This window comes from Dietzia kunjamensis (genome assembly GCF_045689975.1).
Classification (GTDB): domain Bacteria; phylum Actinomycetota; class Actinomycetes; order Mycobacteriales; family Mycobacteriaceae; genus Dietzia; species Dietzia kunjamensis.
Genome location: NZ_CP143297.1, coordinates 3,099,125 through 3,114,068 on the forward strand (window position 1 = coordinate 3,099,125; position 14,944 = coordinate 3,114,068).

General features: G+C 71.0%; 12 protein-coding genes and 1 riboswitch. Of the genes, 6 read left to right on the plus strand and 6 right to left on the minus strand.

The window, feature by feature from the left end; genetic code table 11:
* Window positions 1-22: 22 nt before the first annotated feature.
* A riboswitch (FMN riboswitch) is annotated at window positions 23-208 on the minus strand.
* A gap of 396 nt (window positions 209-604) precedes the next feature.
* A complete protein-coding gene (locus VZF99_RS14505; protein WP_082924071.1) occupies window positions 605-1,084 on the minus strand; it encodes a Rieske (2Fe-2S) protein in 480 nt (159 codons plus the stop codon).
* Between the two features lie 76 nt (window positions 1,085-1,160).
* On the opposite strand from VZF99_RS14505, the gene VZF99_RS14510 reads away from it, so the two are divergent.
* Window positions 1,161-2,321 (plus strand): pyridoxal phosphate-dependent aminotransferase, encoded by a 1,161-nt coding sequence (locus VZF99_RS14510; protein ID WP_407335168.1) that lies wholly within the window; start codon window positions 1,161-1,163, stop codon window positions 2,319-2,321.
* A gap of 128 nt (window positions 2,322-2,449) precedes the next feature.
* Window positions 2,450-4,279, plus strand: a complete 1,830-nt coding sequence (locus VZF99_RS14515) for an acyl-CoA dehydrogenase (RefSeq protein WP_407335169.1) — start codon at window positions 2,450-2,452, stop codon at window positions 4,277-4,279.
* Window positions 4,280-4,465: 186 nt separating this feature from the next.
* Here VZF99_RS14515 and VZF99_RS14520 read toward each other — a convergent pair whose 3' ends face one another.
* Genes VZF99_RS14520 through VZF99_RS14530 form a run of 3 tightly spaced genes read right to left on the minus strand, consistent with a single transcriptional unit; the run spans window position 4,466 to window position 6,575 of the window.
* On the minus strand, window positions 4,466-5,431 hold the full coding sequence (locus tag VZF99_RS14520; RefSeq protein WP_407335170.1) for an NADPH:quinone oxidoreductase family protein: 966 nt from the start codon (window positions 5,429-5,431) through the stop codon (window positions 4,466-4,468).
* A gap of 21 nt (window positions 5,432-5,452) precedes the next feature.
* Window positions 5,453-5,890, minus strand: a complete 438-nt coding sequence (locus VZF99_RS14525) for a hypothetical protein (protein ID WP_253002623.1) — start codon at window positions 5,888-5,890, stop codon at window positions 5,453-5,455.
* A gap of 22 nt (window positions 5,891-5,912) precedes the next feature.
* Window positions 5,913-6,575, minus strand: a complete 663-nt coding sequence (locus VZF99_RS14530) for an SDR family oxidoreductase (protein ID WP_120285313.1) — start codon at window positions 6,573-6,575, stop codon at window positions 5,913-5,915.
* 176 nt (window positions 6,576-6,751) lie between these two features.
* On the opposite strand from VZF99_RS14530, the gene VZF99_RS14535 reads away from it, so the two are divergent.
* Window positions 6,752-8,014 carry an Ig-like domain-containing protein gene (locus tag VZF99_RS14535; protein ID WP_253002624.1) on the plus strand — a complete coding sequence of 421 codons (1,263 nt, stop codon included), beginning with the start codon at window positions 6,752-6,754 and terminating at the stop codon, window positions 8,012-8,014.
* A gap of 165 nt (window positions 8,015-8,179) precedes the next feature.
* Here the strand turns inward: VZF99_RS14535 and VZF99_RS14540 are convergent, their stop codons facing one another.
* Window positions 8,180-9,655, minus strand: a complete 1,476-nt coding sequence (locus VZF99_RS14540; protein WP_407335171.1) for a peptide MFS transporter — start codon at window positions 9,653-9,655, stop codon at window positions 8,180-8,182.
* Between the two features lie 226 nt (window positions 9,656-9,881).
* Between VZF99_RS14540 and VZF99_RS14545 the strand changes: the two genes are divergently transcribed.
* Window positions 9,882-11,243, plus strand: coding sequence for a hemolysin family protein (locus VZF99_RS14545; protein ID WP_407335172.1), 1,362 nt, complete (start codon window positions 9,882-9,884; stop codon window positions 11,241-11,243).
* A complete protein-coding gene (locus tag VZF99_RS14550; RefSeq protein WP_407335173.1) occupies window positions 11,240-12,343 on the plus strand; it encodes a hemolysin family protein in 1,104 nt (367 codons plus the stop codon). The genes VZF99_RS14545 and VZF99_RS14550 overlap by 4 nt, the downstream gene beginning before the upstream one ends.
* A gap of 39 nt (window positions 12,344-12,382) precedes the next feature.
* Here VZF99_RS14550 and VZF99_RS14555 read toward each other — a convergent pair whose 3' ends face one another.
* On the minus strand, window positions 12,383-12,886 hold the full coding sequence (locus VZF99_RS14555; RefSeq protein WP_069390357.1) for a DUF4112 domain-containing protein: 504 nt from the start codon (window positions 12,884-12,886) through the stop codon (window positions 12,383-12,385).
* A 63-nt stretch (window positions 12,887-12,949) separates the two neighbouring features.
* Between VZF99_RS14555 and VZF99_RS14560 the strand changes: the two genes are divergently transcribed.
* Window positions 12,950-14,938 carry a penicillin-binding transpeptidase domain-containing protein gene (locus tag VZF99_RS14560; RefSeq protein WP_407335174.1) on the plus strand — a complete coding sequence of 663 codons (1,989 nt, stop codon included), beginning with the start codon at window positions 12,950-12,952 and terminating at the stop codon, window positions 14,936-14,938.
* Window positions 14,939-14,944 lie beyond the last annotated feature (6 nt).

Here is a 14,944-nt window from a genome sequence, read left to right on the forward strand (position 1 = left end):
ACCGGGACCGCGTCGGGTGACGCGCGGTTCTCTTCCATCCGGACTATGACCGTCGGCCCCGGGATCACACCGGGTCTGCTGACCCCCGTGTGCGTGGCGTGGCCGTGTGGCCGCACCGCGCGTGCGGGGCGCTCGCGGGCTCGCCTCCGGCCATGGAGCCGGTGACATCACCGCCGGTGGGGAGTTTCACCCCGCCCTGAGAACGTGTTCCCGTTCTACCCCTGAACGTGGCCGCGCCGCAAGCCGAGGGGCGTTGGGGCTGGCGGGTGCGGCGGCCCGGGCGCCGGCGGGCTCGGGCGGTGGCGGTGGGCTCGGGCGGTGGCGGTGGGCCGAGCGCGCACCCCTTTCCCAGGTGTGCGCCGCCTATGGACCAGACAGGAAGCACACCCAGGTGCTTTCCGTACAGACCGGACGCGCAAGCCGAAGAGGACGCGCAAGCCGGCGGTCGGACGCGGGTCGCCTGACGGGCCGAGGTGGGCCGAGCGCGCACCCCTTTCCCAGGTGCGCGCCGCCTATGGACCAGACAGGACGCACACCCGGGTGATTTCCGTACAGACCGGACGCGCAAGCCGACGAGGACGCGCAGGTGGGGCGGCGGCGGGCGTCAGCCGAGGGTGAGCTGCCCGCCGGACTCCGTCACCGGGATCGCGTCGAGCGGGCGCGGGGCCGGGGGCAGGGTGTTGCGGCCGTCGGTGGCGTCGTACTCGGCACCGTGGAGCGGGCACCGCAGCGTCATGCCCTCGATCACCTGGACCACCCCGCCCTGGTGGGTGCAGCGCGCCGAGTAGGCGACGAACTCGCCCTCGACGGGCTGCGCGACGATCACCGTGGCCTCGCCGGCCCTGAACTGCTTGGCCGTGCCCGGCGGGATCTCGGCGGCGGGGATGGTGGTCGCGGGGACCGTGGTGGTCTGCTGCACCGTCGACGGGGGCTGCGCGGGCTCGGTCATCCCACAGGCCGAGGCGATGCCCGGCAGCAGGATGATCCCGGGCAGGGCGGCCAGCACCGCGCGGCGCTGGGTGCACGGCCCGACGGCGGCGGCTCCACCGGTCGAGGCGGACGTGGCGGCGAGGGGCTCGGTCATGCCGCCCATGGTATCGGTCGGCGCCACCCGTCCTGCGTGTGCCGAACACCGTGTGCCGAACACCTAGGCTGCCCGTATGACGGTCCGCAGACTCCGACCCCACGCCACGACGATCTTCTCCGAGGTCTCGCAGCTGGCCACGCGGTTCGACGCCATCAACCTGGGCCAGGGCTTCCCCGACACGGACGGACCGGAGTCGATGATCGAGGCGGCCGCACGCGCCATGCGGGAGGGCCACAACCAGTACCCGCCGGGCATCGGCACCCCGGAACTGCGCCGGGCCGCCGCCGACCACGAGACCGCCCACACCGGACTGGTGCACGACCCGGACACCGAGGTGCTGGTGACGGTCGGCGCGACCGAGGCGATCGCCGCCGCGGTGGTGGGCCTGGTGGAGTACGACGACGAGGTGGTCGTGATCGAACCGTATTACGACTCCTACGCCGCCACGGTGGCGATGGCCGGCGCCACCCGTCGCGCCGCGAGGATGGTCCGCACGGGCGGCGAAATCCGACTCGACGTGGACTCGTTGCGGGACGCGTTCTCCCCGCGGACGCGGGCCGTGCTGGTGAACTCGCCCCACAATCCCACCGGGGCCGTCCTGCCGCGCGAGGACCTCGAACAGATCGCCGCGCTGTGCCACGAATTCGACGCGATCGCCATCTCCGACGAGGTGTACGCCCACCTCACCTACGACGGGGTGGAGCACGTGTCGATCGCGACGCTGCCCGGGATGGCCGAGCGGAGCCTGCGCATCACCAGCGCCGGCAAGCTGCTCAACTGCACCGGGTGGAAGATCGGATGGCTCACCGGGCCGGCGGACCTCGTGGCGGGGGCCCGCACCGCGCGGCAGTACATGAGCTTCACCGTCGCCTCGCCCCTGCAACTGGGCGTCGCGCACGCCCTGCGTCACGAGCAGAGATGGATCGCGACGCTGCGGCAGGACATGCAGGCTCGGCGGGACCAGCTGGTGGACACGCTCTCGGGAGTCGGGTTCGACCTCGTCGTCGCACAGGGCACGTACTTCCTCACCGCGGACCCGCGCCCACTCGGGGTGACCGACGCGGCGGCCTGGTGCCTGGAGTTACCGACGCGGATCGGCGTGGCGGCGGTGCCGTTCGCCCCGTTCACCGACGCCTTCTCGGCGGAGTGGTCCCACCTGGTGCGGTTCGCGTTCTGCAAACGGCCCGAGGTGCTCGACGAGGCGGGGCGACGGTTGCGAGCCCTGCAGGGGTAGTCGGTCCGGCACCGCCACCCACATTCCGGACTACGGTCCGTAATCGCGCCGTCCGCGGGGCGCCGTGCTCTACGGTGGGCACGTGACGCGCCACCCGGTGCGGACCACCGTCGTCGGAAAGGCCCCGCGTGTCCCACTACCGCAGCAACCCACGTGACCTGGAGTTCGTCCTGTTCGACGTGTTCGGTCTCGACGAGATTCTCGGGCGCGACGACGCCACCGAACTCGACGGCGACACGGTCCGCACCATGCTCCGGGAAGCCGCCGCGCTCGCCGAGGGACCGGTCGCCGCGTCGTTCACCACCGCCGACCGCAACCCGCCCACCTTCGACCCCGAGACCCACGAGGTCACCCTCCACCCCGACTACGTGGCCTCCGTCCGCGCCTGGCAGGACGCCGGCTGGGGCCTCGTCGGCGTGGACCCGGCCGTCGGGGGCGTGGCCGCGCCGCGCCTGGTGACCTGGGCGATCACCGAGTATCTCGTGGGCGCCAACCCGTCGATCTTCATGTACCTGTCCGGGCCGCTGTTCGCCGGGATCATGCACTCGATCGGCAACGAGCAGCAGAAGACGTGGGCCACCAGGATCATCGAGCGCAACCACGGGTCGTCCATGTTGCTCACCGAGGCCGAGGTCGGCTCCGACGTGGGCGCCGTGCGCACCAAGGCGATCGAGCAGCCCGACGGCACCTGGCACATCGAGGGCACCAAGCGGTTCATCACCGGCGCCGACACCGGCGACCTGTTCGAGAACATCTGGCACCAGGTGCTCGCCCGACCCGAGGGCGCCGGCCCCGGCACCAAGGGCCTGAGCTACTTCCTCGTGCCCAAGTACATGCCGGACCCGGAGACCGCCGCGCCGGGCGAGCGCAACGGCGTCTACGTCACCGGCATCGAGAAGAAGATGGGCCTGGCCGCCTCCGCGACCTGCGAGGTGGCGTTCGGCGCGCACGGCCGACCCGCCGTGGGGTTCCTGGCCGGTGACGTCCACCTGGGCATCAAGCAGATGTTCAAGACCATCGAGGCCGCCCGGATGATGGTCGGCACCAAGGCCATCTCCACCCTCTCCACGGGCTATCTGAACGCTCTCGAGTTCGCGCGCGAGCGGGTCCAGGGCAACGACATGGCCGACGCCGGCAACCCGGACGCCACGAAGGTCACCGTCATCCACCACCCCGACGTGCGGCGGTCGCTGCTCACGCAGAAGGCGTACGCCGAGGGGCTGCGCGCGGTGTACCTCTACGCCGCCGCCCACCAGGACATCGTGTCCGCGGAGGTCGTCTCCGGCGCCGGGCCCGAGCTCGCGCACACGGTCAACGACCTGCTCCTGCCGATCGTCAAGGGCGTGGGCTCCGAGCGGTCCTACCAGTGCCTCGCCGAGTCGCTGCAGTGCTTCGGCGGCTCCGGGTACCTCAAGGACCACCCCGTCGAGCAGTACATCCGCGACGCCAAGATCGACTCCCTCTACGAGGGCACCACCGCGATCCAGGCGCAGGACTTCTTCTTCCGCAAGATCATCCGCGACGGCGGTACCGCACTGGGCCACGTCGCGGCGCAGATCCACCGCACCGTGGACGAGGCCGGTCCCGCCGAGCTCGAACCCGCGCGCGCCGGGGTGGCCGGCGCCCTGGCCGACGTCGAGTCGATGGTCGGCACCCTCACCGAGCACCTCATGGGCGCCCAGGAGGATCCCGAGAAGCTCTACCTCATCGGGCTCGGCGCGGTCCCGCTGCTCATGGCGGTCGGCGACCTCATGGTGGGCTGGATGCTCCTGCGCGAGGCGGGCGTGGCGCTGGACCGGCTGCCGGAGGCGACCGGCGACGACCACGACTTCTACACCGGCAAGGTGACGGTGGCGAACTTCTTCGCCCGCGCCCACCTGCCGCAGGTCGGCGCCGCGCGGGCCACCATCGAGGCGCTCGACGTGGACGTGATGCACATGCCCGAGGGCGCGTTCTAGGTCGGGGCCCTCCGGGTCGGCCCGCCGGGCGGGAGCGCACCTCGTCGTCGTCGTCGATCCCGGCCCTGCGGACTACGGTGTCGTTCCCTGCCCGCCCCCCTCGTCGAGAAGAGCGTTTCGCCCACTTCTACCGAGTAGACGTGGGCGAAACGCTCTTCTCGACGGGGATCTGGGACGAGAGGGAGCTCAGCGACCGGTGGTGAGAACGATCTTGCCCACCGCGCCGCGGCCGTCCATGAGCTCGAGCGCCTCCGTGGCCTGCTCCAGGGGGAACTCGGCGCCCACCAGCGGGTCGAGCTTGCCGGCGGCCAGCAGCGGCTCGACCTCGGCCCACTGCTTCTGCAGGTAACCGGGGTTGGACATCCAGTACTCGCCCCAGCCCACGCCCACGGCGCTCTTGTTGCCCAGCAGCAGGCGGTTCACCTTGACCGTGGGGATCTCGCCGCCGGTGAACCCGATGACGAGGATCCGCCCCTCCTGACCGAGGGACCGGATGGAGTCGGTGAACCGGTCCCCGCCCACGGGGTCGACGACGATGTCGACGCCCTTCCCACCGGTGAGCTCCTTCACGGCGTCCTTGAAGCCCTCGGGCGCGATCGCGTCGCTCGCCCCGGCCTTCAGCGCCAGGTCCCGCTTCTCCTCCGTGGAGGCCACGGCGATGACGCGGGCACCCATCGCGGTCGCGAACTGGGTGGCCGCGACCCCGATCCCGCCGCCAGCGCCGTGGACCAACACCGTCTCCCCCGCCTGCAGCCGGCCGCGGTGGGCCAACGCGAAGTGGACGGTGAGCACGTTCATCGGGATCGAGGCGCCCTGCGTGAACGACAAGCTGTCAGGGAGACGGAACACCTGACCGGGATCGGCCGAGACCACCTCGGCGAACCCGCCCAGACCCGGGAACGCGCACACGCGGTCCCCGGCGGCGAATCCCGAGCCGTCGGGGGCGGAACGCACCACGCCCGCCACCTCCGAGCCGGGGACGAACGGCAGCGGCGGCGAGATCTGGTACTTGCCGCGCGTCTGCAGCACCTCGGGGAAGGTCACCCCGGCGGCGTGGACGTCGATCAGCACCGCACCCGCGTCGGGCTCGGGGACGTCGACCACCTCGAGGACGGCGGGTCCGTCATGGCTGGAGATATGGATGGCACGCATGCGGTCCATAGTGTCAGCCCGTCACTGAGCGCGTGCGCCGTCCGCCTCACGCTGGTGCCGCTGCCGGCGGACCAGGTGCAGGGCCAGCCCCACCGCCACGACCACCTGGCCGATCTGGAAGGCCAGCGCCATGACGATGAACTCGCGGCCGAACGTCGTCGGCGAGATCAGGAGGGCTGCGCAGATGCCCAGCAGGACGACCGTGATGAGCTGTCCGCCCGCCAGGAACCGCCGCGGATTCGTGGTGAGCTGGCGACGGAACGCCATCAACAGCGAGTTGAGCGCCACCAGCAGGCACACCGGGACGCCGATCTGGGCCGGGAACAGGAACAGCACCACGAACAGCGGGTGGGAACTGAGGGTGACCGTGCCCTCGAACAGGAACTGCGGAACACTCCACAGGGCCGTGAGCAGCGCGCAGATCACCGAGATCCACGAACCGCCCACGAGGATCCTCACGCGGAGAGAATAACGCCGCCGGTCACTCCCTCGTCAGCGCCTCACCGATCGGGATGTCGCCGTCCGAGAATTCGATGGTGCGACCGGCGGTGTCCGGTCGGCGCAGGACGGCGGCGATGACGGCGGCCACCGCGTCCCTGCTGGTCGACCGGTCCTCGCGCTTGTCGTCGCCCACCCCGATGGTCTCGCCGCCGGGCTCGTCGGTCAGCGCCCCCGGCCCGAGGATCGTCCACCCCAGGTCCGAGTCGCGCAGGTGCGCGTCCGCGGCGCCCTTGGCCTCCGCGTACGGGAAGAACGAGTCGTCCTCCGGGACGCCGTGGTCGGGGCCCGCACCGTCGTAGGAGACCATGACGTAGCGTCCCACCTCCTCGGCGGCGCTCGCGTCCATCGAGCGGATGGCGGCGTCACGGTCCACGGCGAAGGTGCGGTCGGGGTTCCCGCCGCCGGCGCCGGCGGTCCAGACGACCGCCCCGCTGCCGCGCACGATCTCGCGGAGCCCATCGACGTCGAGCGTCTCCACGTCCGCGACGACAGGGTTCGCACCCGCGGCGCGGACGTCGTCGGCGTGATCGGGATTGCGGATCACCGAATACACCTCGGCACCCGCCTCGGACAGGATTTTGGCGGCGCGGAGGCCGACCTTGCCGTGGCCGCCGATGATGGTCACTGGTTTGTCGATGCTCATCCTTCCGTTGTACTCCTCCGTGTTCGTCAGCGGGGGCTCCCGGGTTCGATCACGAATCCACAACGACCGGGCGTCCGTCGGTCCGGCGATTGGCCCGGTGTCGGACCCGGAGTGCATCATGTGGACATAAGCCGGGACTCACCGGCGGCCCCGCGTTCGTTCTTTCGGAGTACCGCATGTCCCTGTCCAGGTCTCGAACCCACTCTGCTCGGGCGGTGCCGGGTCCCCTCGGCCTGCTCGCCGCTCTCCTCGCCCTGCTCCTGGTCACCGCCGGGTGCACGATCCCGATGCCCGTCGGTTCCGCCGGGGAGACGACGCCCACGACTCCGACCTCCGAGGCGCCCGCCCCGGCGACGCTGGAGGTGACCCCGGCCGACGGTGCCACGGAGGTCGCCGTGGTGGACGGTGTCCGGGCCACCGTGGAGAACGGGACCATCACGGACGCCGTGCTCACCAACGATGCCGGCAAGGAGATCGAGGGCGAACTCTCACGCGACGGTGCGCAGTGGCAGCCGGCCGTCACCCTCGGTTACGGGCGCACGTACACCCTCGAGATCACGTACGAGGGCGCGGCCGGCGGGAGCAGGAGCGACACCCGCACGTTCACCATGGCCGATCCGCTGGCCGTCGTCACGCCCAGCCTCGTCACCACGGGCGGGGCCGCCCTCGAGTCCGACCGCGAGTACGGCGTCGGGATCATCGTCGCGGCCAGGTTCGACCAGCCGATCGCCGATCGCGACGAGGCCGAGAAGCACATGACGGTCACGACGACCCCCGAGGTCGAGGGCAACTGGTTCTGGCTCAACGACTCGACCGCGCACTGGCGGCCCCGCGACTATTACGAGCCCGGCACGCGCGTGCAGGTCGCGCTGGACGTCGAGGGACGCAGCCTCGGCGGCGGGCAGTGGGGCGGGGCGAGCGCGGAAGCCGACTTCACCATCGGCGAGCGTCGCGTGGCGATCGCCGACGACGCGACCAAGACCGTCACCGTCTACCACGACCAGAAACCCGTGAGGGTCATGCCGACCTCCATGGGCAAGGGCGGATGGGCCACCTACGGCGACGTGACGATGCACTTCTGGACCCAGCCGGGCAACTACACGGTGCTCGACAAGGCCAGTTCCGTGGTGATGGACTCCTCGACCTACGGCCTGCCGTTGTCCGCCGGGTACAAGGTGACCGTCGACCACGGTGTGCGCCTCACGAACGACGGGATCTACCTCCACGCGCTCGAGTCGTCGATGTGGGCACAGGGGAACACCAACACCTCGCACGGCTGCCTCAACCTGTCGCCCACCGACGCGAAGTGGTACTTCGACCAGGCCGTGACGGGCGATGTCGTGGAGGTCAAAGGCACGGGCGGACCCGAACTCGGGGTCTGGCAGAACGGTGACTGGTCGGTGCCGTGGGAGGTCTGGCAGTCCGGCTCCGCCGACTGACGTCCCCCACGCGGCCCACGCGACCTACACGGCTCACGCGGCCCACGCGGCCCACGCGACCTACGAAATCCGCTATCCGGATTCCTGATCTGCGCTCCCGAATGGAGTAGCCGATCCGGAATCCGGATAGCGGATCTTCTTATCTCGTGGTGTCTGGGTGCGAGGTCAGCGCACGCCCATCATGTTCTTCCTGATCCACGGCGACAACGCGGCCATGATCCCGGCCAGGACGATCGAGGCGACGCCCAGCACGAGGAAGTAGTTGCGCTCGGCGCCGTCGTCCGTCGGGTCGTAGTACCCCGCGAGCACGCCGGACAACGCGCTGCCGATCGAGACGCTGAGGAAGAACAGCGCGACCATCTGCGTCTTGAACGCCTCCGGGGCGAGCTTGGTGGACAGGGACTGCCCGACCGGTGAGAGCAGCAGCTCGGCCATCGTGAACAGGAACAGGATCCCGACGATGCCCAGCAGCGGCGTCGCCACACTGCCCACGAAGAACAGGAACACCAGGTAGGCGATACCCATGATGAGGTTCGCGAGGGCGAACTTCATCGGGCTCGAGGGCTGACGGTTCCCGAGCTTGACCCAGAGCGTCGCGAACACGGCGGCGAAGATGATGATGAACAGCGGGTTGATGGACTGCACCCAGCTCGCCGGCATCTCCCAGCCGCCCAGGTTGCGGTCCAGTCGCTGGTCGGAATAGATCGCGATCACCGTGAACTGCTGCTGGAACAGGGCCCAGAACGCCACCGAGGCCACGAACATCGGGATGAACGAGACCACCCGGCTGCGCTCGACCGGCTCCGTCTTGGCACTGGTGATGAGGAGGGCGAACAGCGCGATGGCGCCGACCACGGCGATCGCGGTGACGATGTCCGCCAGTGACTCCAGCGGCACGAGGCCGGTGGCGATGGCTGCGACGACGAGCACCGCCACGACCGCGCCGATCCCCAGGTAGCGGACGCGCTGTGGCCGCGGGAGCGGGTCGGGGACGACAGCGCCGACGCCCTTGAGGGTGGCGCCGCGCATCGCGACGTATTGGATGAGCCCGATTGCCATACCCGCGGCCGCCGCCCCGAAGCCCCAGTGGAAGCCGTAGTTGTCCCACAGCACCCCGGTGAGCAGCGGGCCCGTCAGACCGCCGATGTTGACCGCCATGTAGTAGATCGAGAACGCGGCGTCCCGCCGGTCGTCGGTCCGGCGGTACATGTCGCCGACCACCGTGGAGGTGGTGGCCTTGAGGGTTCCCGCACCGACACCGACCAGAACGAGGCCGATGCCCAGGCCGATCGCCCCGGGTACGAGCGCCAGGGACAGGTGGCCGAGCATGATCATCACGGCTGCGCCGAACAGCGTCCTCTCGGCGCCGAGGAGGCGGTCCGAGACCCAGCCGCCCAGGATCGCGGAGGCGTACACCAGACCGCCGTACGCGCCGACGATCGAGGCGGCGATCTCCTGGGAGTAGCCGAGTCCGCCGTCGCCGACCGCGTAGTAGATGTAGTACGCCAGCAGACCCTGCATGCCGTAGAAACTGAACCGCTCCCACAGTTCGATCCCCGACAGGTTCGCCAATCCGAGTGGGTGGCCGAAGAACCTGCGGTCCGAATCGGCGAGAGCCACCTCGGCATTCCGAGTTGTCATGTACGTCAGTGATACTCCTGCTCCCCGAGCCGGACAAAACCGGTGCCGCGCGAGCTGCCCCGTAGGGGTGGGAGTCGACAATCGGTGCCCCAGACGGGAGAATCGGACCGATCAGCCCGGGCGATCTGCCCCGGGCGTAATCGAGAAGCGCAGGAGCACCTCCAGTGAGCCGAGCCGACACCCCGGCCCGATCTATCAGCCCCCTTCACCGAAGGGGGGACACCGGATGAGCATCGCGCTCTCACTCCTGGTCGGCGGCGTCGTCGTCCTGGCCATCACCGCGCTCACGGGCTACTTCGTGGCGCAGGAATTCGCCTTCATGGCCGTTGATCGCTCGCGGATGGGGGCTGCCGCCGAAAAGGGCGACCCCGTCGCCGACCGCGTACTCGGGGTCACCAGGCGGACCTCGTTCATGCTGTCGGGTGCGCAGCTGGGCATCACCGTCACGACCCTCGTCGTCGGCTACGTGGCCGAGCCACTCATCGGGCGGGCCCTGGGCGAACTACTCGGTCTGGCCTCCGTTCCACAGGCCATCGGCGTCGGTGTGGGCACGGTCCTGGCCCTGCTGTTCTCGACCGTCGTGCAGATGCTCTTCGGCGAGCTCGTGCCCAAGAACCTGGCGATCGCCAAACCTGAACCCGTCGCTCGCTGGTTGGCGCGGTCGACCACCATCTACCTGGCGCTGTTCGGCTGGCTCATCGGGCTGTTCGACAAGGCGTCCGAGGCCCTGCTCAAGGCCGTCGGCATCGAGCCGGTGCACGACAAGGAGCACTCCGCCACCGCCCGCGACCTCGAGCACATCGTCCACGAGTCCAGCGAGACCGGCGAACTCTCCCCCGAGCTCAGCCGCCTGTTGGACCGGATGCTCGACTTCCCCGGACAGCCGGCGGAGCACGCGATGATCCCGCGCTCCCGTACCGACGTGGTCCGCGGGGAGGACGCGGTCCCGGACGTGCTGTCGAAGATGGCCACCGGCCACACCCGCTACCCCGTGGTCGGTGAGGACTCCGACGACGTCATCGGCATCGTCGACCTGCACGACCTGCTGGTGATCTGCGACGACGAGCGGGACACCTCCCTGACCCTGGTGTCGGAGGTCATGCGGGCCCCGATCGTCGTGCCCACCTCCCTGCCGTTGCCCGAGGTGGCGGCGCGCCTGAGCGAACAGAAGGCCGAGATGGCCGTGGTCGTCGACGAGTACGGCGGGTTCGCCGGAGTCGTGACGATGGAGGACATGGCGGAGGAGATCGTCGGGGAGATCGCCGACGAGCACGACCCGCAGGCCGCCGGGGACGCCCCGGTCAGTGAGGGGTTGGGCTGGGTCCTGGGGGGCGACACCCACCTGGACGAGGTCGAGCGCCTGCTCGACATCACCCTGCCCGAGGTCGACGCCGAGACGCTGGGCGGCCTCGTCGTCGAGACGATCGGTGACCTGCCGGACGTCGGCGACCGGGTGGACATCCCGCTGCCCGACACCGACATCCTCGAGGAGGTCTCCGCCGATCGCGTCCTGCGGGCCGAGGTCCGTCGTCTCGAGCGTCGCGTCCCCGCCGAGCTGCATATCGTGGTCGAGGAGGCCACACGATGACCCCCACCACGACCCTCATGGCCGCCGAGGCCCAGTCCGGACTCATGAGCAACCCCTGGGTGGTCCTGGCCGCGACCGTCCTGCTCATCGCGGCGTCCGCGTTCTTCGTGGCCGTCGAGTTCTCCCTCATCTCCGCGCGGCGCCACCGCCTCGAGGACGCCGCCGCCACCAGCAGGGCCGCCCGGGCGGCCCTGCGCAACGCCTCCGAACTCACCCTCCTGCTGGCGGGAGCGCAGCTGGGGATCACGCTGTGCGCGCTGGCGCTGGGGTCGATCACCAAGCCCGCCGTGCACCACTGGCTCACCCCGGTCTTCTCCGGCTGGGGCCTGCCGTTGTGGACCGCCGACGTCATCGCGTTCATCCTCGCGCTGATCATCGTGACGTTCCTGCACCTCGTGGTGGGCGAGATGGCCCCCAAGTCGTGGTCGATCACGCATCCCGAGTACTCGGCCACCCTGCTGGCTATTCCGATGCGGGCGTTCCTCTGGCTCACCCGTCCGCTCCTGGTCGCCCTCAACGCCATGGCGAACAACATCCTGCACCGGCTGGGGGTCGAGTCGAGGGACGAGGTGTCCGCGGGCCAGGACGCCGATTCACTGCGCGAGCTCGTGCGGCACTCCGGTGAGGCGGGGACCCTGGACGACACCCATCAGCGCCAGCTGCTCAGCGCCCTCGAGCTGCAGGAGCTCACCGTGGGCGACCTGCTCGGGGAGCGCGGGGTCGACACGCCCGCCTCGCCCGAGGAGATGTCCTCCGTCGGCGCGGACGCCACCCCGAGCGAGATCCGCGACACCGCCCGCCGCACCGGCCACCTGCGGCTACTGGTCCTCGAGAACGACACCGCCGTCGGCGTGGTGCACGCTCGGGACGCCATCGACGTCGAGGGGCCGGCCACCGCCCGCGAACTCATGCGGTCGAGCCTGTCCCTCGAGCACGACCTGACCGTCGCCGAGGCGTTCCGCCGGATGCGCGACGCACGGGCGCACCTCGTCGTCGTCGAACAATCCGGCGGGCACCCGGGCACCCACGTCTCCGAGGTCCGCGGCGTCCTCACCCTCGACGACGTGGTCCGTCGCCTCCTGCCCGTCACCTCGGGGTAGATAGGCGGGGGTAGATCGGCGCAGGTGGACCGGCGCGGGTCAGATCCGGCTGATGAGCCAGACCACGCCGAACAGCGCCAGCCCGGCTATCCCCAGCAGGACCAGCAGCATGAGCCCGACCGCGCCGATCGCCCTCAGCAGGTAGCCGCGCGCATCGGTGTCGACGCGTCTGCCGTCGGCGATGGTGCGGTCGACCAGCCGCAGGTTCTTGGACGTGGCCTTGTGGGCGGCATCGGCGACGTCACCGACGAACGGGATCAGCCCGAGCACGGCGTCCACCAGGTAGTTCCAGCCCATCCGGAACAGGATCCGCACGGGCACCCGGTTGCGCACCGCCTCGGCGAACACGGCGGCCGCGAACACGGTGCCGACCGCGTCGCCGACCACCGGGACCAGCCCGATCACCGGATCCAGACCGACGCGATAGCGGGTGCCGGGGATGCGGACGAGGTCGTCGAGCACGCGCGCGAGACCGGTGGTGACCGGGGAGACACCGGTGCGGTCGACGGGTGCCGGGGCGGGGTCGGGACGGTCGGGGTTCACGGGCCCGAGCCTACGGTCCGCGCTCCCGGTGCGCCCGGGCCCGGGATCTGGTTTCGTGGAGAGATGATGCCCACGCCCGCCTCTCAGCCGAGTCGCCGCCCGCTGCGGCCCCACCGCGATCCCGGCGCGACCCGGCGCCCGCATCGTCGCGCCGGAGGCCTCGTAGCGGCGGCCCTCGCCGTCGTGCTCGTGGGGTCGGGGTGCGCCGCGCTGACCGGCGACACGGGCGCCGACGAGGTGGACCAGTTCCTGGCCGCCCTCAATCGGGGCGACGTGACGGGCGCGGCCGCGCTGACCACCGACCCGGCCGCCGCGGAGGAGACCATCATCGCGAGCGTCGAGGGGATGGGGTTGCCCGCGATCTCCGCGACCACCACCGGCGACGACGGGCGCCCCGACCGCGACCCGGTGACGGTGGAGATCACGTGGGACATGGGCGCCGCCGGAGCCGACGATGAGGGCGGCGAGGACGAGGGCGGCGCCGACGGTTCTGGTGACGACGACGAGGCGGGCTCCGGCCCGGCCGGCGGGGACGAGGCTGCCGGCGCCGGGACGCGCAGCGTGACCACCCGCGGCGAGGTGCGGACGACCGAGGTGGGCGACCAGTGGAAGGTGCAGTGGGCGCCGACGGTGCTCGACACCCGGCTGGCCGAGGGGGGTCGGCTGACGTTCGCCGAGGAACTCGACTGGGACACCGACATCCTCGACCGGACCGGCGAGCCGCTCATGCAGTGGACGCCGGTCACCGCGGTGACGCTCGCACCCGACGCCGCCGGCTCCGCGGACGCGGTCGCGTCGCTGGTCAGCGGGGCCGCACCGACGATCACCGGTCAGACGATCCGCGACGGGATGGCCGAGGCCGGCGACCAGCCGTACCAGGTCGTGGCGTTGCGCCCGGCGGACATCGACCCGATCCGCGATCAGCTCGCCGCGGTCCCGGGCGTGAGCCTGCCGGAGCAGGGCCAGCTCATCCGCACCGACCGCGACCTGGATTCCCCCGCCCTCGACGGCCTGCCGAACGCCTGGACGGAGGCGCTGCAGTCCGAGGCCGGGTGGTCGGCGCAGATCGTCAACCCCGGCGCCGAACCGATCGAGATCGGGGGCGCGCCGGCCGGAGAGGTCGACGACCTGGTCTCGATGGTCCAGATCTCGATGCAGCGTGAGGCCCAGCGGGCCGTGGACGGAAGCGGGCTGCCGGCGTCGATCGTCGCGATCCAGCCCTCCACGGGTGGGGTGCTGGCCGTGGCCCAGAACTCCGCCGCAGACCGGCAGGGGCCCGTCTCCCTGCAGGGGCGCTTCCCGCCGGGGTCGACGTTCAAGGTGGTCACCACCGCCGCCGCGCTCTCCGCCGGCGTCGTGGGCCCGGACGAGATCGTGCCGTGCCCGGCGTCGGTCACCGTCTCGGGCCGGACGATCCCCAACGACGACGACTTCGAGCTGGGCCCCGTCCCCCTGGAGACGGCGTTCGCCCGGTCGTGCAACACCACTCAGGCCGTCATCAGCGACCGCCTGGAACCCGCGGCGATGAAGGACACCGCCGCGAAGCTGGGCCTCGGCGTCGGGTTCTTCACCCCGGGGCTGAACACCTACACGGGGGAGGTGCCCGTCACCGAGCGGGGCCCGGGCCGGGTCGAGGCGGCGATCGGGCAGGGCGAGGTGCTGGCCAGCCCCTTCGGCATGGCCGTGATGACGGCGTCGCTCGCGAACGGTGGCCGGATGATCCTGCCGCAGCTCATCGACGGGATGCCCGCGGTCGCCAACGACTCCCCGGAGCCGCTCGACCCGGCCGTGGTCGACACCCTGCGCCGCTACATGGTGCAGACCGTGCAGTCGGGCACCGCGACGGCCGCGAGGTCCGTGCCCGGGCTGGGCGGCAAGACCGGCACCGCCGAGGTGGGCAGCGGGCCGGCGCACGGTTGGTTCGTGGGCTTCACCGGGGACATCGCGGTGGCCGTTCTCCTCGAGGGCGCGGACTCCTCGGGCCCGGCGGTGGAGCTGGCCGCCGACTTCCTCGGGGGTGTCGGCCAACCGGCTCCCCTGGCGGCTCGGTAGTTTCGG